At 49.0% G+C, this 26514-nt stretch carries 22 protein-coding genes and 1 pseudogene; 7 read left to right on the top strand and 16 right to left on the bottom strand.

Translation table 11 applies throughout. The annotated features are described in order from the left end of the window. Nucleotides 1-47 precede the first annotated feature (47 nt). Genes ACWJAO_RS01405 through ACWJAO_RS01420 form a run of 4 tightly spaced genes read left to right on the top strand, consistent with a single transcriptional unit; the run spans nucleotide 48 to nucleotide 4213 of the window. Entirely contained in the window at nucleotides 48-1406 is a 1359-nt protein-coding gene (locus tag ACWJAO_RS01405; protein WP_449138999.1) for a DUF6080 domain-containing protein, read from the top strand. A 51-nt stretch (nucleotides 1407-1457) separates the two neighbouring features. Then, complete coding sequence (locus tag ACWJAO_RS01410) at nucleotides 1458-2177, top strand: IspD/TarI family cytidylyltransferase (RefSeq protein WP_449139000.1); 720 nt, start codon at nucleotides 1458-1460, stop codon at nucleotides 2175-2177. Nucleotides 2178-2193: 16 nt separating this feature from the next. Beyond that, nucleotides 2194-3279: an NAD-dependent epimerase/dehydratase family protein gene (locus ACWJAO_RS01415; RefSeq protein WP_449139001.1), complete on the top strand. Its 1086-nt coding sequence runs from the start codon at nucleotides 2194-2196 to the stop codon at nucleotides 3277-3279. Between the two features lie 16 nt (nucleotides 3280-3295). Beyond that, nucleotides 3296-4213 (top strand): hypothetical protein, encoded by a 918-nt coding sequence (locus tag ACWJAO_RS01420; protein WP_449139002.1) that lies wholly within the window; start codon nucleotides 3296-3298, stop codon nucleotides 4211-4213. Nucleotides 4214-4241: 28 nt separating this feature from the next. Here the strand turns inward: ACWJAO_RS01420 and ACWJAO_RS01425 are convergent, their stop codons facing one another. From ACWJAO_RS01425 to ACWJAO_RS01435, 3 genes are read right to left on the bottom strand one after another with little or no spacing between them, the layout of a single operon-like run. Continuing rightward, nucleotides 4242-5063: a LicD family protein gene (locus tag ACWJAO_RS01425; RefSeq protein ID WP_449139003.1), complete on the bottom strand. Its 822-nt coding sequence runs from the start codon at nucleotides 5061-5063 to the stop codon at nucleotides 4242-4244. A gap of 6 nt (nucleotides 5064-5069) precedes the next feature. Next, on the bottom strand, nucleotides 5070-6506 hold the full coding sequence (locus ACWJAO_RS01430; RefSeq protein WP_449139004.1) for a lipopolysaccharide biosynthesis protein: 1437 nt from the start codon (nucleotides 6504-6506) through the stop codon (nucleotides 5070-5072). A 5-nt stretch (nucleotides 6507-6511) separates the two neighbouring features. Further along, nucleotides 6512-7075, bottom strand: a complete 564-nt coding sequence (locus ACWJAO_RS01435; protein WP_264901576.1) for a serine O-acetyltransferase — start codon at nucleotides 7073-7075, stop codon at nucleotides 6512-6514. A gap of 300 nt (nucleotides 7076-7375) precedes the next feature. On the opposite strand from ACWJAO_RS01435, the gene ACWJAO_RS01440 reads away from it, so the two are divergent. The 3 genes from ACWJAO_RS01440 to ACWJAO_RS01450 all read left to right on the top strand — a co-directional run bounded on the left by ACWJAO_RS01440 (nucleotide 7376) and on the right by ACWJAO_RS01450 (nucleotide 11655). Further along, entirely contained in the window at nucleotides 7376-8749 is a 1374-nt protein-coding gene (locus tag ACWJAO_RS01440; protein WP_449139005.1) for a sigma-54-dependent transcriptional regulator, read from the top strand. 245 nt (nucleotides 8750-8994) lie between these two features. Continuing rightward, nucleotides 8995-9207 (top strand): hypothetical protein, encoded by a 213-nt coding sequence (locus ACWJAO_RS01445; protein WP_287819491.1) that lies wholly within the window; start codon nucleotides 8995-8997, stop codon nucleotides 9205-9207. Nucleotides 9208-9369: 162 nt separating this feature from the next. Next, on the top strand, nucleotides 9370-11655 hold the full coding sequence (locus ACWJAO_RS01450) for an ATP-binding response regulator (RefSeq protein WP_449139006.1): 2286 nt from the start codon (nucleotides 9370-9372) through the stop codon (nucleotides 11653-11655). On the opposite strand, the gene ACWJAO_RS01455 is transcribed toward ACWJAO_RS01450, so the two are convergent. The 13 genes and pseudogenes from ACWJAO_RS01455 to ACWJAO_RS01515 all read right to left on the bottom strand — a co-directional run. Beyond that, a complete protein-coding gene (locus ACWJAO_RS01455; protein WP_449139007.1) occupies nucleotides 11652-12542 on the bottom strand; it encodes an Rpn family recombination-promoting nuclease/putative transposase in 891 nt (296 codons plus the stop codon). The two genes, ACWJAO_RS01450 and ACWJAO_RS01455, sit on opposite strands and share 4 nt — an antisense overlap. 810 nt (nucleotides 12543-13352) lie before the next feature. Beyond that, nucleotides 13353-14129: a glycosyltransferase family 2 protein gene (locus ACWJAO_RS01460; RefSeq protein WP_449139008.1), complete on the bottom strand. Its 777-nt coding sequence runs from the start codon at nucleotides 14127-14129 to the stop codon at nucleotides 13353-13355. After that, nucleotides 14126-15394, bottom strand: a complete 1269-nt coding sequence (locus tag ACWJAO_RS01465; protein WP_449139009.1) for a glycosyltransferase family 4 protein — start codon at nucleotides 15392-15394, stop codon at nucleotides 14126-14128. Before ACWJAO_RS01465 ends, ACWJAO_RS01460 begins: the two co-directional genes overlap by 4 nt. Before the next feature lie 506 nt (nucleotides 15395-15900). Continuing rightward, complete coding sequence (gene ispF / locus ACWJAO_RS01470; RefSeq protein WP_118151411.1) at nucleotides 15901-16380, bottom strand: 2-C-methyl-D-erythritol 2,4-cyclodiphosphate synthase; 480 nt, start codon at nucleotides 16378-16380, stop codon at nucleotides 15901-15903. A 143-nt stretch (nucleotides 16381-16523) separates the two neighbouring features. After that, nucleotides 16524-17702, bottom strand: coding sequence for a type IX secretion system outer membrane channel protein PorV (gene porV, locus ACWJAO_RS01475; RefSeq protein WP_449139015.1), 1179 nt, complete (start codon nucleotides 17700-17702; stop codon nucleotides 16524-16526). Between the two features lie 20 nt (nucleotides 17703-17722). Further along, a complete protein-coding gene (porU, locus tag ACWJAO_RS01480; RefSeq protein WP_449139010.1) occupies nucleotides 17723-21361 on the bottom strand; it encodes a type IX secretion system sortase PorU in 3639 nt (1212 codons plus the stop codon). Between the two features lie 25 nt (nucleotides 21362-21386). Continuing rightward, the gene (locus tag ACWJAO_RS01485) at nucleotides 21387-22004 is read right to left on the bottom strand and encodes a fumarylacetoacetate hydrolase family protein (RefSeq protein WP_022120436.1); all 618 of its coding nucleotides are present in this window, start codon (nucleotides 22002-22004) and stop codon (nucleotides 21387-21389) included. Between the two features lie 120 nt (nucleotides 22005-22124). After that, entirely contained in the window at nucleotides 22125-23120 is a 996-nt protein-coding gene (tsf, locus tag ACWJAO_RS01490; protein ID WP_264910388.1) for a translation elongation factor Ts, read from the bottom strand. 108 nt (nucleotides 23121-23228) lie between these two features. Next, nucleotides 23229-23999 carry a 30S ribosomal protein S2 gene (gene rpsB / locus ACWJAO_RS01495; protein WP_144154088.1) on the bottom strand — a complete coding sequence of 257 codons (771 nt, stop codon included), beginning with the start codon at nucleotides 23997-23999 and terminating at the stop codon, nucleotides 23229-23231. A 159-nt stretch (nucleotides 24000-24158) separates the two neighbouring features. Next, nucleotides 24159-24545, bottom strand: coding sequence for a 30S ribosomal protein S9 (rpsI, locus tag ACWJAO_RS01500; protein ID WP_006848006.1), 387 nt, complete (start codon nucleotides 24543-24545; stop codon nucleotides 24159-24161). Nucleotides 24546-24555: 10 nt separating this feature from the next. Next, on the bottom strand, nucleotides 24556-25017 hold the full coding sequence (rplM, locus tag ACWJAO_RS01505; protein ID WP_006848007.1) for a 50S ribosomal protein L13: 462 nt from the start codon (nucleotides 25015-25017) through the stop codon (nucleotides 24556-24558). 346 nt (nucleotides 25018-25363) lie between these two features. Beyond that, nucleotides 25364-25438: pseudogene (locus ACWJAO_RS01510) on the bottom strand (hypothetical protein); the annotation flags it as partial. Between the two features lie 103 nt (nucleotides 25439-25541). Further along, a partial coding sequence (locus ACWJAO_RS01515) for a hypothetical protein (protein ID WP_449139011.1) occupies nucleotides 25542-26514 on the bottom strand: 973 nt, incomplete at its 5' end.

Consider the following 26514-nt stretch of genomic DNA (forward strand, 5'->3'; position numbering starts at 1 on the left):
CAATCAATTTTTTACACTAACTTTGCACCCAAAATAAGAATAAGACAATGAAGAATATTTTTAAAATAAAGAAAGAAGAAAGGATACCGGGCCTCGTGGCTCTACTGGTATTCGTGCTGCTCAACGGGTTGTTTTTCTACAAATACGGCAACCTTTTCCTCAGAGCGCACCATGTCAGTTTCTGGCAGTTGTTCGCCAAAACCTTCCATGTATCCGGCTTTGATGCATGGTCGTATATCTTTATGTCGAATGGCAAACTCTATTTCGAGATTCCGCGCCATCCGCTCTTTGCTGTCATCCTCTATCCTTTCTATCTCATCAACAAGGAACTGATATCTTCGGGCGATACAAACTATGCAATGGTATTCATGGCTATCCTGCTCATTGCAAGCGCCTTCTATTCCTTCATCTTCGTATACCGCATCTTCCGGGAAATCATCGAACTGAAGAAGAAAGACTGCATCCTTTTCTCCACCATGCTCTATTCCTTCGGTATGGTGATGGTTTCCATGCTGGTACCCGACCACTTCTGCTGGTCGCTCCTCATGCTGACCATGACGCTGTATCTGGCGGGCATGGCGATGAAGGAGAGACGCCAACTGTCTGCCTGGACAATCGGCATCCTCAGTTTCCTGACCGGAGGAGTCACCCTCAGCAACATAGCCAAGACCTATCTGGCAGCCTGGTTTACCAACGGCAGGAAGGTCTTTGCCCCTAAGAATCTCGTGGCAATGATTCTGCCAGCCATCCTGCTGTTAACTACTGCCTATCTTATCTATACAGAAGTAAGGGAACCCCAATTCCATGTAGACAAGCAGATTGAGGTAAAGGCACATGCCAAGGACCCGGAACAGCAGCGTAAGGATTCCATCCATCATGCCTGGGTTATGGCACATACTGGAGAACCGATGAAGCAGGAGGGATTCTGGAAATGGACCGATACGTCAACTTCCAGAACCGATGCCCTGATTCACAACATGATGGGAGAATCCATCCAGCTCCACGATTCTTATCTCCTCGACGATATGTGCGTAAACCGCCCTACCATCGTGAAGTATAACTATGCATTCAATTATGTCATCGAAGCCATCATCTCGCTGCTGTTCATCATCGGCATCGTGGTTGGCATCCGCCATAAGTTCTTCCTCATGGTACTGAGCTGGCTGGGATTAGACATCGTCATCCACTTCGTGATGGGATTCGGTCTGAACGAGATGTATATCATGGCTTGCCACTGGATATTCATCATTCCTATTGCCATCGCCTATCTGATGAAGTCGCTCACACCGGGCAGACAGGTCATCCTGAGATATTCCTGCTGGTTACTCACCCTGTATCTCTGGGCATGGAATGGCTACTGGCTGTTCACCTACATGTCAGACCAGGCAACCCAGATCATGAAATAAGCGGCTCCCAAAGCCCCATTCTTTATAATAACTCTCTAAAAAAGGAATCTTATGAACATAGCAGTCATCTTTGCAGGAGGCTCCGGCCTCAGAATGCACACCAAGTCAAGACCTAAGCAGTTTCTGGAACTGAACGGCAAACCTATCATCATCTATACTCTGGAATTGTTCGACAATCATCCGGAGATAGATGGCATCGTCGTAGCCTGCATCGAATCATGGATTCCTTTCCTGGAGAAGATGATACGCAAGTTCGAAATCAGCAAGGTGGTGAAGATTGTTCCTGGCGGCAACAGCGGACAGGATTCCATCTATCACGGACTCTGTGCTACCGAGGAATTTGCCGGCGGCAGAGATGCCAACGTGCTCATTCATGACGGCGTACGCCCACTCATCACCGAGGAAACCATTACAGACAATATCCGAAAGGTGGAAGAATGCGGCTCCTGCATCACCTGCATACCAGCCACAGAGACTTTCATCGTAAAGCAGGAAGACAACTCGCTGGAAATTCCGGAACGAGACAATTCTCTGATTGCCAGAGCACCACAGAGTTTCCGACTGAAAGATATCCTTTCTTCACACCGCAAGGCGATAGAAGAAGGCAGACACAACTTCATCGATTCCTGCACGATGATGAGCCACTACGGCTATAAACTCGGTACCATCATCGGTCCGATGGAGAACATCAAGATTACAACGCCAACCGATTTCTTTGTGTTCCGTGCCATGGTAATGGTACATGAGAACCAGCAGATTTTCGGTTTCTGATAAAGATAGAGAAGAAATGAAACATAACGAAATAGAACAGGAAGACTGGAAAGACTTTGCCAAAAGCTTTCCGCTTTACGGACAACTGAGAAACAAGACCATCGGCATTACGGGAGCTACGGGCTTGCTGGGCTCCTGCATGGTTCATTGCCTGGAAGAACTCGACAGACAGCACGGACTGAACCTGACCATCGTCTGCTTCGTAAGAAACGAAGAAAAGGCGCAGCAGGTACTAGGTCATCCTCAGGAAGATGCCCATTCTGCAGAGGTTTTGGGCAAGAACATCGTGATTCTGAAGCATGATTTCAGCAAGACAGAGGAAATGCCACAGGAGGTTCATATCGATTATCTGGTGCATTTTGCCAGTCCTACGGCATCCCAATACTTCGTCAGCAAGCCGGTAGAAACCATGATGACCGATTTCGACGGCACAGCGCAGCTCCTGCGTTTCGCCCTCCGCCAGCACACCGCCTCTATCGTCAATGTTTCATCTCTGGAGGTATATGGAAGCATCTATGATGATTCCCATCCGCTCAGCGAGGAAGAGCAGGGCTACATCCATCTTTCAGATACCCGCAGCAGCTATCCCGTAGCCAAGAGAGCAGCCGAATGTCTCTGCCATGCCTATGCCAAGGAATATGGGGTGCATGTCAAGACAGCCCGCCTCGCCCAGACCTTCGGAGCAGGAGTTACGGCAGATGACAACCGCGTTTTCGCACAGTTTGCCCGCAACATCATTGCCGGAGAAGACATCGTTCTCCATACCACCGGTGAACTGAGCCGCTGCTATTGCTACACGGTTGATGCCATCGAGGCAATCCTTTTCATCCTGCTGAAGGGTGAAGACGGCGAGGCATACAATGTTGCCAACGAGTCAACCTATATTTCCATCATCGATATGGCGAAGTTCCTCTGCAACACTTTCAATCCGGATATCCAGCCGGTTATCCAACTGAAGGAAGGCATGGGCTATTCTCCGATGACCCGGCTCCGTCTGTCCTGCAGCAAGGTGCATCAGCTCGGCTGGACGCCAAGATACGACATGAAAACCATGTTCCAGCGTCTCATCAATTCCTTGAAAGCATCATCAGCATCTCATTAAAGCATCCATCAGCATCATGACATCCATTCTAAAGAGAATATACAAGAGTACATTGGGAATATACGAACGCAAGGACCTGTCGTCCTGGAACCATACTCCAGCCTGTTCTACTCCCATCTACGGCATCTACCATATCTTCTGCGACGCCAACTGGAAAGAGATGGTAAGGGAACAGATGCAGCATCTCGCCGACAGCGGACTGCTCGGGGCTAGCAACCGGCTCTATATCAGCTGCATCGCCAGAAACAACGAAGATATCATGGAACTGGAAGATATCCTGCGACAATACTCGGCAGATAAGATAGAATTTGTTTCCAAGACCACCAATCCACAGCGATTCGAATTTCCGGCACTCGATTATATGTATGAGAAATCGCAGCACGAAGACTTCCTCTTCTACTATTTCCATACCAAGGGAATCACCTATCAGACTACCCTGCATCAGGAAGACAGGGAATTCAGGGGGTTCGTGGATAAGATCGTGGCATGGAGAAGAATGATGGAATATTTCCTGATGAACCAGTGGAAAGTGGCTGTCAACACCCTGGAAGCGGGATATGATACCTACGGAAGCTATCTCTTCCCGCCTTTCAAGAACAAGATGTATGCCGGCAACTTCTGGTGGGCGAAGGCTTCTTATTTCAGAACGCTCCCTGCCCTAGACGAAGATACCAAGCTGCACAACCGGTTCATGGCTGAGGAATGGCTGCTGAGTCTGCCGGGGGTAAAGGCTTTCTCGGCTTTCGATACGGTGGCCGACCTGTATTTTGTCAGGATTCCGCCTACCATCTATGAGGTGGGCAGACATTCCCTCTTCGATTCCCTCAGATTCTGCGCCATCTATACCTATAGAAAATACCAGCGCAAATGGTTCGGCTACAGCTATAAGCAGCACTGCCAACAAAAATTCCAGCAACTCAAGCAATCGCTTTAGTTGCTGGAATTTTCCATTTATAACGGGTTCATGATTTAAACTCTAACTTGCCGACGTGCAGATTCACCTTGTCCAGATCCGGCAACTGCATATAGTCGCCATACTGGTCGGTCAGCACCTTGTCGTAGTTGCCCGGTACAGGCATCTGATGCCCCTCAAACTCCAGGGTAGTCAGCGGGAAGATGTCTTCCAGATGGCGCTCTACGACAAAAGGCACGCCGAAAGCATCCAGATAGGCACCACCGGTCAGATGGGCAATTCCCCTCATCACCGGATAAATCACCCGTTCATTCAGATGCACCCAGCGCATCACCTTGCCGATAATCACCTCATCCTTCAGGTTCTTCCGCTTCAATATCTTATAAGTGTGTCCGATGGTCTGCATCGACAGCCGCTGCAGCCATTTGGGATGCTTGTCGATAGGAAAGATGTCTATGTAGATGCCCCGCTCCTTGAAAATCCGGTCATAACCGTTGTTCTCATCCAGCACCGAACGGCGGTCTCTCAACTTGGCATACTGGAAGAAATAGTTTTCATCCGTCTGTCTGCATTGCAGCGCCATCGTCTCGTCCAGTTCCCGGGGCAGAATCTCTATCATCTTCAGATAATCCTCCCGCAGCATCTGCACATCCATGTCATCATCCCAGGGAATGAACCCCTGATGGCGGGCTGCACCTATCAGTGTGCCGCCTATCAGCCAGTAGCGGATGTGATGGCGCTTGCAGATGGCATCAAAAGCCAGCAGCAGCTCTACCATCCGCTGCTGATGCTTCCACAGCTGGGAACCTTCGGGATTGAACCGGGCTCTCAGCTCCTCATTACTATATTGTCTTGTCTGATTTTCCATCATATTCTTCTATTTTTTCTTTAATACAAAACGGATACACTCGTCCAATATCGCAACCCGGGCTATCTTCATGACCACGAAATATAATACGGCAGCCATCACGACCCTTGCCAGGAGCAGACATGCCAGATTGGTAATGCCCGCCGTTGCCAGATAGGTGAGGCTCATCACGCCCAGAGCCGCCAGCAGGAACGGACAGGTATCTTTCAGAAAGTCGAGCGGACGGTAACTGATATAGCGGTAAGCCAGCGCATACCATACAAACATCCAGATGATGGTCAATACCACGTAGACCGATACCATCAGACGGATGCCGTAAGGCCAGAGAAACAGCATCAGCACGATCTGGGTAACACTCAGCGATACCGTACACCAGAAATAGGCACCAGATTTTCCCTTGCTGATTACCACGTTGGAAAACAGCGTATATAGCGGCATCACCGAACCGCCCACGCACAGCATGCGCAGCAGTTCTGCGCTCGACTGCCATTTCTCGGTCAGCGTGATGATGATGAACTCATTGGAAACGAGTCCCAGTCCGAACAGCAGGGGGAAGGAAAGGAAGCAGATAAACCTCACCATCTTTCTGAAAGCCATCAGTTGGCGCTCCTTGTCGTCAGAGAGATTCACCAGCGTTGGCTGGATAACCGGATTCAGCATGCCCTGCAGCAGCAGATAACACTTCGAGTTCCACTGGTAAGCCTGGTTGTAGCTACCCGTAATGGCATTGTTGTAGAAACGTCCCAAAAGAATATTCATCACGTTGTCGTTGATTTTGGTGGCGATGGTTGTAGCAGCTATCTTGAAGCTGAACGGAAACATCGTCTTCACGGGCGTGAAATCTATTTTAAGCGAAGGTCGCCAGGTGGAATAATGCCATACCAGCAGGGTATTCAGTCCCACATAGACCACTCCCTGGGTTGCCAGTGACCAGTAGGCAAAGCCATTCCATGCCATCAGCACACCCACGCTACTCGACAGCAGCACCGCCGTGATACTCGCCTTCGCCTGCTGCTTCACCATCATGTTCTTGAAGAGGAAAGCAGCCTGAGCCGTACCCAGACTGGAAAAGAGAATCGTGACGAAAGCCAGCCTGCACAATGCGATAAGCCGGTCGTCATGATAGAAATCTGCAATGAAAGGGGCACAGAGGAAAAGGATGACATAAAGAGAACCGCCCACGATGATGTTAAACCAGAACACGGAGTTGTAATCATTGGAGGTAGGATGCTTCAGGTTACCGATGGCAGAAGCGAATCCGCTGTTCTGGAGTGCAATTGCTATCAGCGGGAACACATTGATCATCGCCATCATTCCGTAGTCTTCCTTCGACAGCAATCGTCCCAGGATGATGCCGAATACCAGTCCGATAACCTGCATCGCTCCATTGTTCATTGCCCCCCAGAAAAGTCCCTTGGCTGTTTTCTCCTTCAGTGTTTCTGCCATATCTTCTAATCTTTTTTATCTTCCTGTTTTACTATTCTCCCCGGATTCCCTACCACGGTTGCCCCGTCGGGAATATCCTGGAATACCACGGCACCGGCTCCTATCGTCACGTGGTTGCCGATATGGATGCCGCCGAAGACCGTTGCTCCGGTATAAATCTTCACGTCATTCCCGATGGTAGGTCTGCCGCCCTTGCCGTTGCCCAGCGTCACCATCTGCAGACAGTAGAAGTCATCACCTATGCTTTCTGCGTTGAGATAGGTGGCATAGCTGTGCTCCAGATGCGCACCCTTCCCGATATGCGGGCACCAGATGGTCATCGTACGCTCGGGAGGCAACAGCCAGCTGATGAAAACCGAACGGTATTCGCCCAGGCGGTAATAAAACAGATTGCGGAAACTCCTTTCGCGGGTGCATGCCTTAATCAGGTTGAGCACCGTAGGCTTCCTGTCCTGCACCTTCAGCAGGTCGGCATCTATCTCCTTCTTATGGAGCAGATACAGAGCGATATGCGGCAACATGCGCACCGCCGAAGCTGACAATATGATGGTTTGTACTATCGGATTCATGACTCTAAATCTTATTTATCTTGCAAAGAAAATGCAAACGAGTGCAATGAAAGCTTGCTTTCAAATTGCCGAGTGCAGCTTTTCTTATGCAAAGATACAAAAAATAAAGCAACTAGCATGCTTTTATCCGAAAACAATTGTTCTTTTCACTAAAAATAAGATAATAGAACAGGGTTTGTAGAATTTTAGTCGGTTTTATTGCTAAATAATGTGAATTAAATAGCTTTCCATACAACTTTTCCGTACCTTTGCACAAAGTTATATATAACGATATTATAGAAGAGGATAAAACAGAACATCATGAAGAGGATATTGATTGTAGAAGACGATTTGGCATTCGGAACAATGATACAGACTTGGCTCAAAAAGAAAGGATTCGATGTAGAAAGGGTAACATCTGTAGGCGCTGCCATCAAAGCGATGGGAGCCGGTGATGCATTCCATCTGGTTCTTTCCGACTTGCGTCTGCCCGACCATGACGGACTGGTATTGCTCCAACATATCAGAAAGACCGATGCCCACCTGCCTTTTATCGTAATGACTAGCTATGCAGAGGTTCAGAATGCCGTATGTGCCATGAAATCGGGTGCTACCGATTACGTGGCTAAACCCTTCCATCCCGAAATCCTCTTAGAGAAAATCCGTGAGGCTATCCAGTCAGCTGCTTCTGCGGTTTCTGCCCCTCAGCGTGCGGAATCTGCCGCCAGGCAGAATGCGCCCCAAGAAGAGCAGCAGGGCGCTACGGAGGTGCCTAGATATATAAAAGGTGAAAGCGAGGCTTCTAAACAGCTCTACGAGTTCGTTTCGCTCGTTGCCCCTACCCCGATGTCAGTGCTCATTCTCGGAGCCAGCGGCACCGGAAAGGAATATGTGGCGCGCAGCATCCACGAACAGAGTCTGCGCAAGGACAAGCCTTTCTATGCCATCGACTGCGGCGCCATTCCTAAGGAGGTGGCGGCATCTGAATTCTTCGGATATAAGAAGGGTGCCTTTACCGGAGCCGAACAGGATAAGAAGGGTGCCTTCGAGATAGCTAACGGTGGAACGGTTTTCCTCGATGAGATGGGAAACCTCAACTACGAAGTACAGGTGCAGCTCCTCAGAGCCTTGCAGGAGAGGAAAATCCGTCCGCTGGGCAGCACGCAGGAGATAGATGTGGATATCCGACTCATCTGTGCCACCAACGAGAATCTGGCGCAGGCGGTAGCCGAAGGCAAGTTCAGAGAGGACCTCTATCACCGCATCAACGAGTTTACCATCTACATGCCTGCCCTCAAGGACAGAGGTGCCGACATCTTCCTCTTTGCCAACCTCTTTATCAAGCACGCCAACCAGGAACTGGGTAAGAATGTGCTCGGACTGGATGCCAAAGCCTCCGAAATCATTGCCTCATACGACTGGCCGGGCAACCTGCGCGAACTGAACAATGTGATGAAGCGCGCCACCCTGCTCACCCGTGGCAAGTATATCGGTGCCCAGGAACTGGAGAAGACGATGGCACAGACCTCCACAGCCCGACCTATCAATATGCAGCTGCACAGCGAACAGTCGGAACAGGAAAGCATCGCCGCTGCCCTGAGAGCCACCCACGGCAACAAGAGCAAGGCTGCCCAACTGCTTGCCATCGACCGCAAGACTCTCTACAACAAGATGAAGAAATACGGCATGGAGTAGAACATGCCACACCCCGATTCCCCAATATATTCCACACTATATTGGGGAATTTTTCTACACCTTTTCCCCACTTTCCCCACACCCCGTTTCTGGCATAAAACATCATCTCTTCTGATTATCAGATACTTAGCCAAATTCATCATTTTTTGGCACGCCTATTGTGATATTATTTAGCGAACTCACAAATGAGTTTCAGCAAGAGAATTAATAAACAATAATATTCACAATTAAAAAACAAAAGAATTATGAAAAAGTTAGTATTTGCAGTTATCGCAGCAGTAGCAATGGTATCAGTTAGCAATGTATTTGCAGGTAACAGAATGGTAAACGTTGCAGGTTCAGAACCAGTAGACACAGTAGCTCCAGCCGACACAACAGCAACACCAGCTGAGACTCCAGCAGAGACTCCTACAGACACTACAGCTGCAACACCAGTGGATTCAACCGTAGCAGAGTAAATTCACCTTCAGAAAATAGTAATTACGCGTCGCTTTCAATGAAACAGGAGATAGATGACCAGATTTTGGCATTTATCTCCTGTTTTCGTTGGTTTATATCGCATTTTTGATTAACTTTGCACGCAAATAGCAAAAAGACTCAAAACATTAAAAGATAAGAAGATGCAGCAAACAAACGTTCCTTTCAAGGTAGCCCTGGGTTACATCATCGTCGCCATCGTACTGATTCTGGCGATAGGGCTGGTATACCGCAACACCACAACCGTGCTCGCTATCAACCAGGCAACCCGCGACTATATCGAAAAGCGACAGGCAGCCGACAGCACCATGTCCAACCTGCTCAAGGAGGAACAGACCAATCTGCAGCAGCTTACCCGCGCCATGCAGGGCAAGTCAGCCCACAACTATCTGCACGAGAAGATGAACAGCCTCAACAGTGGCGAAGATTCCGTTGTCGTGCATTCCAAGGCACCCAAGACTCATGTGGCAAAGAACACCACCGTAGAGGTGATGAAAACCCGCAAGGGCTTCTTCCGCCGCCTTGCCGATGCCTTCAAGAAGGAACATGCCGAAACGCTCAGCATCAGACGCGACAGCAACCAGGCTGTCACCGATACTCTCTCTACCCCGGTCAACTTAGCCGGAAACGTAGCCGATATCCTGGAACAGATTGACCGCAAGGAGAAGCAGTCTACGCACGATAACCACGATGCCATCAACCGCGAGGTGAGAGACCTGCAGATAACCAATGCCCGCCTCGCCCTGCGCTCCTCCCAGCAGCTCAACGATATCCACCAGCGCGAACGTCAGGCGATGCAGCAGGCTATCAACCAGGCGATGCAGGCGCGCCAGAATCTGCTCTGGCAGATAGGTCTGCTTGCCATCGTAGCCATCACAGCCGCCGTCATCCTCGTCTATTACATCTACCGCGATACGCAGAAGGAACGCATCTACCGCGAGAATCTCGAAGAAGCTAACGAGGAAATCAGGCGCATCATGAACCAGCGCGAACGACTGCTCCTCACCATCACCCACGACATCAAGGCTCCGGCTGCCAGCATCTCGGGCTTCATCGACCTGATGAAGGATTATATCGACAACCCGCAGGGCATCTCCTGCCTCAACAGCATCAAGGGTTCTGCCACCCATCTCTCCCGGCTCGTTGCCGCCCTGCTCGATTATCACCAGTTGGAAAACGGACTGATGAAGCTGAACCCTGTAGATTTCTCGCCTGCCGACATGTTCCGCCAGTGTGCCGGAGAGATGCAGATCCTGAGCCAGGAGAAGGGACTGGAACTGCATCTGGAGCTCGATGGCATCAGCTGTCCGCAGACCTACTACCGTGCCGATGCCTTCCGTATCCGTCAGATACTCAACAACCTGGTGAGCAATGCCATCAAGTATACCGACCGGGGCAGCGTCACCATCCAGGCATCCATCAGTCCCCAGCACCTCCTCACCTTCTCGGTCAGTGATACCGGCAAGGGCATGACCACCGAAGAGCGCCAGAAGGTGTTCCAGGCATTCACCCGTCTGAAGAGTGCCCAGGGCATCGAGGGCACCGGTCTCGGACTGAACATCACGCAGGAACTGGTCAATCTGCTCCAGGGCACCCTGCGTCTGGAATCTGTCAAGGGCAAGGGCAGCACCTTCACCGTCACCATTCCGCTAGCCTTAGGCACCGCTCCTGCAGCAGAAGAGGCAGAAGAGCAGAAGCCGCTCGCCCCAGCCAAGCCCCATTTCGAAAACCACAAGATACTGTTGCTCGATGACGACCCGTTGCAGCTCCGTCTGCTTCAGGAGATGCTGAAGAAACTGGTAGGCGACAGTTGGCAAGTCTTCGCCTGTCTGCATGTAGCCGAAGCCCTCACCGTGCTCCACAACGAGCATCCATCGCTGATGATGATGGACATCGAAATGCCCGAGATGAACGGCATCAGGATGATTCAGCACATCAACCACAGCCACATGAAGGTAGTAGCGATGACCGCCCACGATGCCAGCATCATCAGAGAGCTGAAAGAAGCCGGTTTCGACGATTGCCTCTTCAAGCCGTTCAGTACAGAGAAACTGAAGGAAATCCTCGGGTTGGAGGATACAGCATCAGAAACAGAGGATATGACAGAGAAAACAGAGAAGAATTCCCGCTTTGCACCCCTTCTGACCTTTGCAGAAGGCGATCCGGAGGCAGAAGCCGAGATACTCAGCACCGTAAAACAGGAGTTGTCATCCCATCTCCAGAACCTCCAGCAGGCAACAGAAGGCGAGTTATCAATAGAAGCCATCGGCAAGACAGCCCACAAGCTCCTCCCAATCGCCACGATGATAGAGATGGAGTCCCGCCAGCACATCGCCGCCCTCGCTCCCGAGCATATCAGCGATCTGTCAGCATCTCAGATAAGAGCCTACACCCAGTCCGTCATCACCGACCTGCAGTCTCTCCTCTAGCCTATCAGCTGTTGTATCTCATCCATCGACAGTCCTGTTATTTCCAAGACTGTCGATGCATCCATTCCCTTTTCCAGCATATTCCTGGCAATCTCAAGACTACGCTGGTTCATGCCTTTTTCCATGCCTTTTTCCATTCCTTCTTCTATGCCTTCAGCTCTGCCTTTCTCTATACCTTTCTGGTATCTGTCATCTAGGAGGGTTCTTTCAACACTTACGGAATCCCAGAATTTGTCGTAGGCACGGAGTTCGGCATCTGTAAAGCCGGATATCTCCAGCTCCTCTACGGCTTTTCCAATCTCCGGATCATTGAGCAGGTCGGAAGGAATCTCCTTGGTGTCTTCATCGATTTCCGTGAGGAATCTAAGCCACAGTACCATCATACGATTGTTGGCGATGGGTTGAGGATTGAATTTTGGAAGTTCGATAAAAGTGAAGTGTAGACCATTAATCACTTGATGGGTATCTTTGCCGTACACAATGCGATAGTTGTGGATGAAATCTGGAGTGTTATATTTAAAGGTTTCACTTATCAGATTGAGTGAATATGTAGGATATTGGGCAAAGTACTTCACTTGCTTTATTGCCGGATCCACATAGAGTTCTGATGCAAGGAATTGTACTCGTTGTTCGAAAAATTTAGACCATTCCATTCGTATTACAACACATAATTTGTTGCCTTTGGTATCTGTACAGAGTATGTTTGCAATAGCATATCTGTAGCTATTATTTTCGGGCACAAGTTCTGTAGGCAGATACTCAATCTCGTGTATCTGCTCCTCTTCGCTGAGTGGCAGGAGGGCATTCAGAAGGCTGATCAGTCTTGCTGGATGATTACCGAATATCTTCTTGAACGTGAGGTCTGCCTTAGGATCTAAGTACTTCATAACCATCTGTTTTAAAATTCTATAGCGCAAAGTTACGACTTTATTTCCATTCGCACAAGAGTTTTAGACATTTTTTCATGCAAAATGAACTGAAATGTTGATAAAAAAATCTTTTTCCTCCCGTATTACGTATAATGTAAAAGATGTAAATGTATATATATAATATACTTGGTATAATGTAGGGAAGAAAAATCGGCACCTAACTGCTTGATATTCAGTATTTTGTATTTTTAAGATTCGCCCTGGTAGTCATTCGGGCATATTAGAAGGCACATTATTGGCTCTGATGGTACCTATTATTGGCTCTGGTAGTCATCAAAAAAGGATAATTCTCTCTGGTAGTCATTGATCGCTCAAATGAGGTGAAAAAATGATGTGCTTTCGTTTACCAACTGATGTGGCTGTGTCAGGTTACAGATATGGCTGAACTGGGTTACGCAGACGGCTGGACAAGGTTAAGGATTCGACAGCATCGGGTTAGGGATTCAACAACGTAGGCTAACGGAGTCGTATCCGTCGATTTATCGAGACGTCGTGACTCGCTGACAGAACCATCTAAGGTAGCTGACTGAACCATATCAGTATTCTGCTGCATGCGCTTGCGTGCAAAAGAACAGTTAATAAAGAGGACTTTTCTACAATATAAAACACTGAGTTTGTTTAACAAATTAGGGCGCACCCATAAAGGATACGCCCTTTATTTTTGTCTTTATTTTTCACGCTTTGGAAGTAAGTAAGACGTAAGAAAAATATCACATTCTCTATAGGCGTTAGAAAAAAGCCAGAACGCCAAACGGATTTTTCTTCTATCTATCTCTTTACAACCCCTCTTATCACAAACCAGGCATGAACTGCCAGGGTGGGAAGAAGGCCGTAATGGGTGCGCATCACCTGGAAACGCTCCTTCAGGGAGGCTTGATGGTTCTGCGTGGTCATGCCACCATCCAGAAAATAGGTGAGGACGGCATGGACATTGCGCAACGGTAACTTGCGGCGAGCTGACTCTCGCATGATGCGGATGCACCAGTCTACATCTGCCGAATAACGGTAGTGCAGATCGTAATGAATCTCACGGGCTATGTCTGTGCGGGCATAGAATGACTGGTGACATACCAGCATGCCCCAGATGAATGAACGCCATGTGAGTTTCTTAGGTGGAGCCAGGCGGCGGTGACGCAGAAAGTAACCCATCTCGTTTACGATATCAGTATCGCCGTAAAGCACGCCGGGCAATACTTCTCCTTCGCCTACGCAGCCTTCTACGTACTCCAGCGTATCGTCGGTAGGAAAGGTATCGCCGGCATTCATAAACACCAGGTAATCGCCCGTAGCACGGTCGATGCTCTTGTTCATGGCATCATAAAGTCCCTTGTCGGGCTCTGATATGACCACGATTTCGTGCGAGCTCTCGCCTACTGCATTGCGGTGCTGGTATGCCTTGACCAGCTGGAGGGTGCGGTCGCGGGAACCGCCATCCATGATGATATGCTCGATATTGCAATAGGTCTGGCGCTGCACGCTGTCGAGGGTACGCTGCAACTCCTTCTCGGCATTGTACGTACAGGTTACGACGGTGAACTTAATCATAACTTATAGTTTTTGTAGGCCATCGCCTCGTTATAAACTTCAATATATTTCAATGCCACAGCATGCTGTGAATAGTTCTGTGCTACCTTCTGCAGACATGCCCGCTTCAGTGCCGCTCTATCGGCCTCTTCGAGCACCCAGTGGATGCCACTCGCCAGATCTTCGGTATCACGATAGTTGGCTACATAGCCGTTCTGCTGATGGTCTATCATCTCCGGTATACCTCCTACCCTGAAACCGATGCTCGGCACGCCGCACGCCATCGACTCCATGATGGTGTTAGGGAGGTTATCTTCGAGCGATGGCAGCACAAAGGCATCTGCCGAATTGTAGATTGCCACTATCTGCTTCTCATCGCTGACATAGCCGAGCGAATAGGACGGCAGGGTGAGGTTTACTTCCTCGGAATGGCCGCCCAGGATGGCGATGGCGGTATTCTCCTTCATCTCAGGATAGCGCGCTACCAGCCGGTCGATGGCTTCGATGAAATAGCGCATGCCCTTGCGCTCGTCGGTTACGCGCTGGGATACGAAGAGGATAATATGCTTGTCGGCTGGCAGACCGGCACGCAGACGCGCCTCTGCCTGATCCTGAGGACAGAACACGTGGGTATCTATCGGATTCGGGATGTTGGTGATGCGCTGCCCTACGAAGAGACCGCTGCCCTTAGCCTGCCGTTCGAGCCAACGGCTACAGGTGACGAAGGAGATGGCGCCGCGATGGTAGAGTTCCTTCTTGCGGCGGAATATCTTTGCTGAGAGGTCGTTCTTGCTGCCTTTATTGGGGAGAAGCGGACAGTTGCCGCAGGCGGAGGCATAGCGGTTGCAGCCACGGGCATAATGGCAGATACCGGTAGCTGGCCAGAGATCGTGCATGGTCCATACCACCGGTTTGCCGCTGCGGATAATCTTGCGGATGTTCTTGAGTGAGAGCATGCCCTGGTTGATCCAGGAGAGATGGATGACATCTGCCTCCTGAAACTCGCGGAGCCTGGTGATATCGGTACCCGATGTTGCCATGTCTACCTCCCAGAGGTGCTGACGGGAGAAATGGAGATGCCAGAACACGCACCAGCGCTCCCACAGGAAGTTCCACTGCAACCTGAGCGAACGGGGCAGACTGACCACGGTGATGTCTTCTGTCTCCTTGTCGCGTACCAACATCTTTGCCTTAACGCCATTGTTGTTAAGGGCATCCATCAGGCGGTTGGCTGCTACTGCCGCTCCGCCTGTCTTTTCACTTGTATTTACTATGAGTACTCTCATCTGCGTATATTTTTGATACTGCAAAAGCTGCGTATATTGATTGATACTGCAAAGATAGTACAAATCGGAGACAAAACAAAATAAAAAGGCATGTTTTTTTCGAAGAAATCGGAAAAGAGGAAACGGAAGGGGGAGAAAGGGGCATAAAAAAAACATACCACAACTCTCAACGAGCTGTGGCATGTAATATGTTTAACTTAAAAAATCTAATCAAAATAGTCTCACGACTTTCTCAATTATCGGTTAAACAATCTACCTTAAAACCTAATAACTAAAAACCTAAATCTATTACTACTAACCTAAACAATCTATTAACCTTTTGACGCTGCAAAATTACTACTATTTCGGCTATCCACCAAATATTTAGCCAAGAAAGTGTGACGTTTTTGCATTTTTTTGATATATATCAAGCAAAAATGAACAAAAAAAACGGAAATTAACAACTTCCTGACACTTTGCAGTTTATAAGGCTTTTGCTCTTTACAGGGCGCCTTGCTGATTGCGTTCTATCCTTTCTGGATAAGAACGGTGGCATAGGCGGAGATGCCCTCCATTCTGCCCGTGAATCCGAGTTTCTCGGTGGTTGTTGCCTTGATGGATATCTGGTCTTCATCTACCCCCATCACCTCTGCCAGACAGGCTTTCATGGCTGGCACATGCGGGTTGAGTTTAGGGCGTTCGGCACAGACTGTGGCATCGATATTGCCCAGTGTATAACCCTTGGTAGCTATCAGTTCCATCGTTTTGCGGAGCAGAATCTTAGAATCCACATTCAGAGTCTCTGCTGCCGTATCCGGGAAATGATATCCGATATCACGCATATTGGCAGCGCCCAGCAGGGCATCGCAAATGGCATGTATCAGCACATCGGCATCGCTGTGGCCCAGCAATCCCAGTTCATAATCTATCTTGATTCCTCCCAGCCACAAGTCGCGGTCAGCCACCAGCTTGTGGACATCATATCCAAATCCTACACGTATATTCATCGCTTTAAATTAATTGAATGTTGAATGTTGAATGTTGAATGTTGAATTTTTGCCTAACGGACTCAAGGGCGCTAGCCTAATTCAACATTCAACATTCAACATTCAACACTATTCATTCAACATTCAACATTCAACACTCAACATTACCTCTTAAACAGGTCCTTCAGTCCATCCATATCAAACGACAGGGTGAAGCGGAGAGTCTGGTCGAGCGGGTTGCTCTTGGCGGTAGCCACCACATAGGCAGCATCGAGCGAGAAAACATTCATTTTGAAACCGGCACCCACGGTGAAGTACTTGCGGTTACCCTTACTCTGACTCTCGTGATGATAACCGGCACGCAGCGCAAACTTATCATTGTATACATACTCGGCACCCAGACCATAGTTGATTTCCTCCAGCTCTTCCTTGAAACCGCCAGGGGCATCGCTGAAACTCTTGAAGATACCGCTGATGCCCGAAATATCATCATACTCACGATGCACACGGTCTTCATATTCTGAATTGTCCTCACCCTCTTCCTGCTTCGGAACGGTAGGTACCAGATACTTGTTGACATCGGCTGCCAGGGTAACGCGGTTGTATTCGTCGATAGGAATCATCAGCGAAGCACCCAGACGCATGTTGGCTGGCAGGAACTCGCCATACTCCTTGCCACTGAAGGTAATCTTACTACCTATGTTAGAAATATTCAAACCCAAACCCAACTGACATTCGCGCTGGCCGATGACCACATAGTTCTGGTAATAGGCAGCAATATCGGCTGCGAAAGCGGAGGCTGGCGAATTATCTTCGGTATAATCGAAGCGCATATCGGAATAGATCCAGCGGATGGCGGCAGCAAGAGAGAACTTCTCGCTGAGCATCAGAGAATAAGCCACATCGACCGACATCTCGTAAGGATTGATGGTCATACCCTTGCCACTCTCGGCACCCTCCTGACTGGTAAACACTTCACCCATATTGAAATAGCGGAGCGATGCTGATACAGCACTGTAATCGCCAATGCGGTAATAGCCAGAGAGATAGGCAAGATTCATATCATTGACCAGCGAGCGCAGCCAAGGGGTGAAACTGAGTGACACACCGGCACGCGAAATGGTGAAAGGATATTTTGCCGGATTCCAGTACTGGGAGTTGACATCAGGGTCGGTAGCCGCACCGACATCCCCCAAACCGCCACCACGGGCATCAGGAGCTATGGTTTGCGAAATGACTGCATAGTTCACAGGATTGAAGAGGTCTTTCTTATCCTGCGCCTTCACTTCTGATGCCATCAGAGCGAGACATCCCAAGATGAATATCTTATAGATTCTTTTCATTGCCATTGTAAATATATTTTTTATTTGATAATGATGAGTTTCTTGACTTTAGAGGTGTAGCTGCTGCCATCGCTCGCCACCTTGACGCGATAGAGATATACGCCGGTGCCCAGAGGGGTACCGCTATCGGAGGTGAGATCCCAGCTTACGGTATAGCTGCCCGAGGTAGGTACACCGCTTTCGGAATGGCGCCAGTGCTGTCTGCCCGATGAATCGAACACTTCTACCACCACGTCCATATCGCTCTCTGTGCGATCGTGACTGATGATGAAGGTGGTGGAGGTCTTGGCCGGATTGGCAGTTACGCCCACATCGAAGAGCGCAGGACTCAGACCCTTCACCACATTGAAACGGAGCTTCACCGTAGAACTGTTGTTCTGGATATCCCAGGCACGGAAGGTGAGTTCGTGCTTGCCCGGTTCCAGTTGCGGTATGCTGTAATAGGTGGAACCGCTGGTATAGGTTCCGAAATCGTAGGTGAAATTGCTGTTCAGCACGTAGGTCTTCGACATGTCGCCATCTATCACCAGCTGCAGGTCGTGGCCGATACCGCTTCCGGCAGCATTGATTCCGTCCTTATCGGTTATCTTTGCCACAAAGAACGGGGTGGTATTGACATTACCGCCATCTACGAAAGAAGGCGAATTGAGATAGCAGTAGATGGAAGGACCGATGGAATCGTTCTTCTGCTCCTCGCTCTCGCCTACCGTAAACTGCTCACTGGAGCCGTGGGCAGAGAGGGTCTTGGCGGTATTCACCGCATAGAGGTTGACCAGACCGCTCTGGTTGGAATAATTGATATCCAACGGAACGGCAAAGGAGAAGGCAAACTTGCCGCCTCTTACGCTATCGGTGCCCTGATACAGGGTCTTGGTTCTGTCTTTGTATTCGAAAGCCTTCTCAGCGCCATCCTTGTCGGTATTGTTCAGTCGACAGGTAACCGTCTCCTTGGAATCTCTTACGGTAGCGGTGATGACGCCCCGGAAGTCGTCTGCTCCCTCGATATGACCTGCCATGCGGGCGATAGAGCCTGCCTTGAGCATCGGCAGGGTTGCGGCTCCGGCAACAGGAATACCGTTGATGGAATCTACTACTATCTGACGCATAGGCAGATTGAGCGCAAGAGCCGGGTCGCCCAAGAGGGAATAATTGAGATGGTTCACCGTGACATCGGAGCCGGAAGTCGGGCCGTTGCCGCTCACCAGATCGTTCTGAGCCAGACGGTGTGCTTCGCCCATCGTGACAGGCTTGCCGTCTACCAGACTGAGCACTCTGTAGATGAAGGCGCGGTTGATATACTTGTTATACAGGGAGGAAACGGTACGGGTGGTGCCATAGAAGGCTACTGCGCCGCCTTTATCGTTGAGCAGCGCATATTCTCCGATGTTGGCATCGAGCCCGTCGAACGGCATGATATCGCAGGAGGCGGTTACCCAGAGCGGCAGGTTGGTATTGCGGAAATCGGCAAAATCGTTGAGTTTCAGAACCGATTCGTGCGATATCTGGGTAGGATCGCCATGTCCGGCATAATCCATAATGAGGGCTCCCGCAGCCTGCTGCTGCTTGATGATTCTCGTTGCTTCGGGATAGGTATTGCCCGTAGAGGAGGTTTCGCGGGTATAGGCATCCCACATCACCTTCTTGACAAGATAGGCGGGATAGGTGGTGAGCACATCATTTGCCACCTCATCGGCATCCTGCATGTGGAGGTTTCCGTTTCCGTCATCGCCCATAAACATCAGGGTGTTCTGCCAGGCGCCTACATTGGCATTCTGAGCATAACTGATGGTCTTGTCTACCAGTACCTTGGCTTCTTCTGCATAGGTTACCGGGAAGCGGCCTACGGCTACATCCTGCAGTTCACGGCTAGGATACAGTCCGGCTCCTTCGCCGAGCATACCGAACCAGCTGTCGCTGACGAAGCAGGATACGGCACTGAAGGAGTTCTCACTCTCGAAGCACAGCAGGTAATCGTCGGGATTCAGGTATTTGCAACCGGAGGTAAGCATGCGGTTATCCCATACGCAATCGCCGAAGAGCAGGAGATATTTCGGCATATCAGCCTCGCTCTGTGCCCTATCAGAAAGCATGCGCAGGTAGCGGCGGTAGGCGTTGGCATCGGGGGTACCGCTAGAAAATTCGTTATAGAGTTCATCGGCAGGCACGATGGTAACACGCAGCCCGTCGTGCTGTTCATGAAATTCTTTCAGTCGCTGAGCCTGTTTCAGCAGTTTCTGTGAGGCGGGTATGATGATGACCATATCGGCAGCTCCATCGGCATGATGATCCTGGTTGGTGATGCCGTAGACATACTGGGCAGCCGGAATCTTTCCACCGGCGGCAAGGTTCGCAGCGGTAAAGGCACAGCTTCTAGGCTCAGCCCACGTTACGGAGATATAATCGAGGCGGATGGAAGCACCCGCCAAGACCTTGATGGAGATGGTATCCTTATCCTGGAAATCAGAAATGGAATAAGTGGTAATGCGCTCTGTAGCCTTGAGATAATCTATATCCTCCTTAGGATTGTCATTCTTGAGCGAAAGGGTGATTTCGCCCAAAGCCTTGCCGTTCTTCAGAATCTGTGCCTTGCTGTCTGTGGTGGTAGTCAGGGCTACGGAGAGTTTGCCTGCCGCAGAACCGGTGGTATTCGTGATTACCACTTTCTTCTCATCGCCCACCTTCAGTTCTTCTGCATCGAAGAGGTTTCTGCCGCCCTGGTAATAGCTGTAACCATCTGACTCATAGAGAGAATGGTAATCGTAAGGCTGCGGATAATGGGAAGAGACAAAGGTGGCTGAATCCTGCACCAGTGGCTCTTCATCGGTCTGGGTAATAAAATAGTAGCCGTAATCGGAATAAGGATTACGGATGCGCTGGAGGGCAGTTTCTGACTTCCAGGATACCGGACCCTGGGCATAGAAATAATGCTTGCCGCCAACGATGCACTGGGGAACTTCCTGCAAATCGTCGGTAGTCTGCAGTTCGCTCGCCAGAAGGGCTTCGTTCTGCAGATTGCCGCCATAGCCGTAAATCTTCACCTTGCTGATATCGGAGAAGCCTGCCTGGCGCACTACCTGTTCGGTAAGCTGATGGAAACCGGTTTCGCTGACTCTGATCTTCGCCCATCTGCCTGAGGCTAGGACGGAATGGGAGGCATAAAGAGAGGTAGCTGAGCGCAAAGCATCAGAAGAAGTGAAGGCTGATACTTTACCCTTAGCCAACAGAGAACCTCGACTGGAACGCTCGGAGCGATTCTGAGGACGGGCATCTACCTGAAGCATGAAGCTGACCAGCAGCTGATGGCGGTTATTGCGGAACACGACAGGACAGAAATCTATCTGGAGTACGCCCTGCTTACGGCATTCGGTAACCCGCTGCTGGGGAAATACCTGCTCAGGAGGAACTGCACCCGAAAGGCGGTTGTAATTGGCGATGTCGGAGGCAGTCATGTCGATATACTCGCCATATTTCAGGCTGACGGTATATACGGAGTCACGATATGCACCGGTCAAAGGAATGGAATACACGAAACGGGGCAACACGGAATCTACTCTGACTTCTGAAGAGGTCAGATTGAAGAATCGCTGTGCCTGAACAGGAGCCACCAGCATGAGCAGGCATGCCAGCAGCATGTATTTCCAAACCTTTGTTGTGTTCATATCGATATATTACTTGCAATATTGTTTATTTACAGTGAAAATCGAGCACCTTCCTGTCTTCGAGATAGCCTACGAGATGGTCGTCGATGTTGACAGGACCGCAGCCTGTAGGACATCCGGTATAGAGCAGGTCGCCCGTCTTGAGCGTGAAGTACTGGCTGATATAGGAGATGATTTCATCTACCTTGTAGAGCATATCGCTCGTGCAGCCTTCCTGTACGGTCTTGTCATTGAGGTCGAGGCGGAAGTGCAGTGCCTGGATATCACGGAACTTCTGGATGTCGACCCATTCGCCGATAACCGCAGAACCGTCGAATCCCTTGGCGAGTTCCCAAGGCTGACCAGCCTCACGCAGCTTCTTCTGCATCTCACGTGCCGTAAAGTCGATACCTACGGTTACTGCATCGTAATAGCGGTGGGCAAAACGCTGCGGAATGGTCTTTCCCAACTTGGAAATTCTGACCACCACTTCGGTTTCATACTCTATTCTTCCCAGATGATCAGGGATGAAGAAAGGCTTGCCGTTATTGAGCAAAGCAGAATCTGCCTTGGTGAAGATGACAGGACGCTCTGGTTTAGATAACGTGCCATGCAGCGATTTATTGTGTTCGGTATAGTTCATACCGATGGCAAATATCTTCATAACATCAAATTTTTATATAAAAAAGAAATGGGAGTTAGAAGCAAAGCGAGGCTTAACTTCATAACTCCCGGTATTCTAATTTAACTATAAGTCAAATTAACGCTTGCTTTTGAGTAATGATTACTCAGCAGCAAGAGTAAAGCGCTGGTAAGCAACGATCTTGAGATCCTTGCTCTGAGAAGCGAGGTACTGAGCAACAGTCTGCTTGTCACCGTCACCGAACTGGAACTCCTGGTCAACGAGGCAGTTCTCCTTGAAGAACTTAGCCAGACGACCATTAGCAATGTTCTGGATCATAGTAGGGTTCAAAGTAGCAGCCTTCTCCTCACCAACAGTCTTCTTGATGTTGCGAGCCTCTTCAGCCTGCTCAGGTGTCAACCAACCCTTCTTGGTGTTGCTCTCGATGTGCTCCTCAGAGTCAACGTGAGCTGGGTTGATGCCAGCCTTCTTCAAAGCTGCGTTAACAGCCTTCTCTACGAGCTCTTCCTTAGTCTTGGCAACAGCAACTTCGAGCTCAGTCTTCTTAGTCTCCTCAGAAACTGAAGACTCGTCGAGAGCTACAGGGCGCATAGCAGCAACCTGCATAGCTACCTTGTGACCAGCCTCCTCGTTGTTCTCGTTGAGCTGAACCATAGTACACAAAGTGTGCTTGTTCATGTGGTCGTAAACCTCAATGTTGTCACCCTCGAGAACACAGTAGCCGTCGAGCTCCATCTTCTCGCCAGTGATACCAGAGCGCTGTGTAACAGCAGCCTGAACATCAGCATCGCCAACCTTCAAAGTCTTCACCTCGTCGAGAGTGTGAGCCTTGGCAGCGATAGCAGCGTCGAGGATGTCAGATGTCAACTTGATGAAGTCAGCACCATTAGCTACGAAGTCAGTCTCGCACTTGAGAGCGATGATAGCAGCGAAATCGTTAACCTTCTTAACGAGAACGCAACCGTTAGAAGTCTCACGGTCAGAACGCTTAGCAGCGATAGCGAGACCACGCTCACGGAGCAACTCCTTTGCCTTATCGAAATCACCTTCAGCCTCTGTGAGTGCCTTCTTAACGTCAGCAAGACCAGCACCAGTCATAGCGCGAAGTTTCTTGATATCTTCAATTGAAACAGCCATAATAATATTTTTATATTAAAAAGTTAATAATAATCTTTGCTTAAAAGCTACTAAAGCCATCGAATCATAAACAGAATCAATGGCTTCAGTATATATTTCTTTGCCTAATTACTCAGCCTCGTCCTTGCGGGCAGCCTTCTTCTTAGGCTGGTCCTTCTGCTCAGCAGCAGCCTTGTCGTCAGCCTTCTCAGCCTTGCGCTCCTCGAGAGCCTCAGCGATAGCACCGCAAACTGCAGTAAGGATAGCATCTACAGAATCCTTAGCATCGTCGTTAGCTGGGATAACGTAATCAACATTCCTAGGATCAGAGTTGGTATCTACGATACCGAACACTGGAATACCAAGACGGTTAGCCTCCTTAACAGCGATGTGCTCCTTCATTACGTCAACAACGAAGAGGGCTACTGGGAGACGGGCCATATCTGCGATAGAACCGAGGTTCTTCTCCAACTTAGCACGCTGGCGGCTTACCTGAAGCAACTCGCGCTTAGAGAGGTTAGAGAATGTACCATCGTTCAACAGACGATCGATGTTTGTCATTTTCTTAACTGCCTTACGGATTGTAGGGAAGTTGGTGAGCATACCACCAGCCCAACGCTCGTTTACGTATGGCATATTGATAGAAGCTGCCTTCTCAGCAACTACGTCCTTAGCTTGTTTTTTAGTAGCGACAAACAGAATCTTTCTACCTGTCTTGGCAATTGTCTTGAGAGCCTCAGCAGCCTCGTCGATCTTAGCGACAGTCTTGTTGAGGTCGATAATATGAATACCGTTACGCTCCATGAAGATGTAAGGAGCCATTGCTGGATTCCACTTGCGACGGAGGTGTCCGAAGTGGCAACCTGCCTGAAGTAACTGGTCAAAATTTGTTCTTGACATTGTTTTTTTCTTTTTTAATTGTGTTTACTTTCTTTTTGAATCTAATGTTAGATCAGTCAATGAGTAGTCCCCGATTAATGGAATCTCACCGATTTAGATACTAAACTTTTTAGCTCAGCTATATATAATCTGTATATATATAATAAAATATGTATAAGATTAACGCTTGCTGAACTGGAAGCGACGACGAGCCTTTGGCTGACCTGGCTTCTTACGCTCAACAGCACGTGAGTCACGTGTCATGAAGCCTGCATCCTTCAAAGCCTTCTTGTCGTTAGCGTCGATCTTAACGAGTGCGCGAGCGATAGCGAGGCGGAGAGCCTGGCTCTGACCGGTGAAACCACCACCGTCGAGGTTTGCCTTAATATCATACTTACCCTCAGCTTCGAGCAACTGCAATGGCTGCTTTACTACATAGCGAAGGATTGCTGATGGGAAATATGTCTCAATATCTTTCTTGTTGATTGTGATCTTACCGGTACCCTCTGTGAGGTATACACGAGCTACAGCGCTCTTACGGCGACCAATTGCATTAATTACTTCCATTCTACCTTAATTATTTATACTGGTTAATATCAATAGCCTTTGGCTGCTGTGCCTCGTGCTTGTGCTCTGTGCCATCGTAAATGAAGAGGTTGTCCATCAAAGAACGACCGAGAGGGCCCTTTGGCAACATACCCTTGATAGCGTGACGGAGGATCTTGTCCATTCCATCAGGACGCTTGCGCAACTCTGCTGGAGTGTTGAAGCGCTGACCACCTGGATAACCAGTGTAACGAGTGTAAACCTTATCTGTTTCCTTCTTACCAGTGAAAACTACCTTAGCGGCATTGATAATGATTACGTTGTCACCACAATCTACGTGTGGAGTGAAAGTTGGCTTGTACTTTCCGCGGAGCAATTTAGCAACCTTAGAGCAGAGGCGACCTACAACCTGGTCGGTAGCGTCGATTACGACCCACTCTTTCTTAGCTGTTTCCTTGTTTACGGAAATAGTCTTGTAACTTAATGTGTCCATTTTAAAATTTAAATTTACTACTAAAAAACGTTTTAATCTTTTTTACTCACTATTCAGACAGGTGATTCACTAACCACATACCCCGGCCACAGGGCATGCTATTAACACACCATATCTTGGGGACTCTAAGTGTATCCCCGAAATAATCGGACTGCAAAATTACACATTTTTATTTGATTATGTGTAGGTTACGAGTTTTAACCCCAAACTTTTATGAATATTTAACTTAGTTTGCGCTTTTCTGCTCAGGATAAGCAAAAAAAGCTCCCTCAGCACAAAGACCGAGGGAGCCGAAATGAAGTCTATTTAAAGCCCTACTTCGTGGGCTCGAGAGAAGATATATAACTTACTTTAAAATCACCTTCTTGCCATTGATGATAACAAGACCTTGGCAGACTTGCTTACGCGCTTGCCGTCGATAGAGTAAACCTTGCCAACCTTAACAGCCTCGCTGACAGTAATAGCCGCAAAAAGTAATTTGTTTCTTCATACTTACACTTTAAAAAAAATAATACTAATATTTACTATCTCACGATTTTATATACGCTGTTTCCCTGCTTCACGATATAAATGCCATGACGCATCTCCTTGGCAGGAACCCTGCGGCCATTGAGATCGTAGTATCTCTTCTGTCCATTACGTGACGGGGTGGCTGTGACAGAACTGATACCCGTAGAACTTGCCGGTGTCACGATGAGTTCCTTGGAACCGTAAGAAAGTTCACCCTTCTTGCTGGCATTTACTACCAGCGCATAGGTAGCATCTGTGTCCAGACCTGAGAATGCAAATTCTGTCTTGCCATTGGTAGAAACCTTCTGGTAGGCTGCCACCGGTTCGTGAATCAATGCATTGCATCCCAAAAGCACATCATCGATATAGAAAGCACCGGAAGTACGCTGGATGACATTCAGTCTTACTGAATCAGCCAACTCCGGCAAATCATAGCTATAGGTATCTCCCGAAGCCATGTCTGCACCTCCCTGCAAAGTAGCAATCTGCTTCCATTCTCCATTCTGATAAGCCTCTACTGCCAAGGTTGCCTTGGTTGAAGAAGATGACTTGGCGAAGAACTTGACAGAAGATATACGGTGGCCGACAGATGCCATCTTCAGATAGGTATCTATCTTGTTCAGACGGAGGCAAGGTGATTCCTCGCCATAATTGTTCACGCTCAGGTTACCATTGGTTTTCCAAAGCGAAGGCATACCCTCGAGTTCTTTGCTGAAATCATAGCCCTTCTGAGTTGCCTCTGTTGCATAAACCAACTTATGCAGGGTGACCACGTAATCATCTGCTGCTTCCATACCTTTCCATGAAGCCGTGAAGCCTGTTTTACCGACTGCGGTAGCCTTTACATCAGTCACATAATACTTGCTGAAAGGAATAGCGGCAGTAGTGAACTGCTGGGTGTAGACATCAGAAGAATAAGAGCCACGGCTTGCCTGCAAGGTAATCTCATAGGTGGTTTCAGGGCTCAAGCGCTCAACATGAAGAGAA

It is taken from the genome of Segatella sp. (assembly GCF_977051555.1).

Bases quoted from the DNA above. Each gene is read 5' to 3' on its own strand.
- ACWJAO_RS01405 (WP_449138999.1), top strand. From the start codon at position 48: ATGAAGAATATTTTTAAAATAAAGAAAGAAGAAAGGATACCGGGCCTC.
- ACWJAO_RS01410 (WP_449139000.1), top strand. From the start codon at position 1,458: ATGAACATAGCAGTCATCTTTGCAGGAGGCTCCGGCCTCAGAATGCAC.
- ACWJAO_RS01415 (WP_449139001.1), top strand. From the start codon at position 2,194: ATGAAACATAACGAAATAGAACAGGAAGACTGGAAAGACTTTGCCAAA.
- ACWJAO_RS01420 (WP_449139002.1), top strand. From the start codon at position 3,296: ATGACATCCATTCTAAAGAGAATATACAAGAGTACATTGGGAATATAC.
- ACWJAO_RS01425 (WP_449139003.1), bottom strand. From the start codon at position 5,063: ATGATGGAAAATCAGACAAGACAATATAGTAATGAGGAGCTGAGAGCC.
- ACWJAO_RS01430 (WP_449139004.1), bottom strand. From the start codon at position 6,506: ATGGCAGAAACACTGAAGGAGAAAACAGCCAAGGGACTTTTCTGGGGG.
- ACWJAO_RS01435 (WP_264901576.1), bottom strand. From the start codon at position 7,075: ATGAATCCGATAGTACAAACCATCATATTGTCAGCTTCGGCGGTGCGC.
- ACWJAO_RS01440 (WP_449139005.1), top strand. From the start codon at position 7,376: ATGAAGAGGATATTGATTGTAGAAGACGATTTGGCATTCGGAACAATG.
- ACWJAO_RS01445 (WP_287819491.1), top strand. From the start codon at position 8,995: ATGAAAAAGTTAGTATTTGCAGTTATCGCAGCAGTAGCAATGGTATCA.
- ACWJAO_RS01450 (WP_449139006.1), top strand. From the start codon at position 9,370: ATGCAGCAAACAAACGTTCCTTTCAAGGTAGCCCTGGGTTACATCATC.
- ACWJAO_RS01455 (WP_449139007.1), bottom strand. From the start codon at position 12,542: ATGAAGTACTTAGATCCTAAGGCAGACCTCACGTTCAAGAAGATATTC.
- ACWJAO_RS01460 (WP_449139008.1), bottom strand. From the start codon at position 14,129: ATGATTAAGTTCACCGTCGTAACCTGTACGTACAATGCCGAGAAGGAG.
- ACWJAO_RS01465 (WP_449139009.1), bottom strand. From the start codon at position 15,394: ATGAGAGTACTCATAGTAAATACAAGTGAAAAGACAGGCGGAGCGGCA.
- ispF (WP_118151411.1), bottom strand. From the start codon at position 16,380: ATGAATATACGTGTAGGATTTGGATATGATGTCCACAAGCTGGTGGCT.
- porV (WP_449139015.1), bottom strand. From the start codon at position 17,702: ATGAAAAGAATCTATAAGATATTCATCTTGGGATGTCTCGCTCTGATG.
- porU (WP_449139010.1), bottom strand. From the start codon at position 21,361: ATGAACACAACAAAGGTTTGGAAATACATGCTGCTGGCATGCCTGCTC.
- ACWJAO_RS01485 (WP_022120436.1), bottom strand. From the start codon at position 22,004: ATGAAGATATTTGCCATCGGTATGAACTATACCGAACACAATAAATCG.
- tsf (WP_264910388.1), bottom strand. From the start codon at position 23,120: ATGGCTGTTTCAATTGAAGATATCAAGAAACTTCGCGCTATGACTGGT.
- rpsB (WP_144154088.1), bottom strand. From the start codon at position 23,999: ATGTCAAGAACAAATTTTGACCAGTTACTTCAGGCAGGTTGCCACTTC.
- rpsI (WP_006848006.1), bottom strand. From the start codon at position 24,545: ATGGAAGTAATTAATGCAATTGGTCGCCGTAAGAGCGCTGTAGCTCGT.
- rplM (WP_006848007.1), bottom strand. From the start codon at position 25,017: ATGGACACATTAAGTTACAAGACTATTTCCGTAAACAAGGAAACAGCT.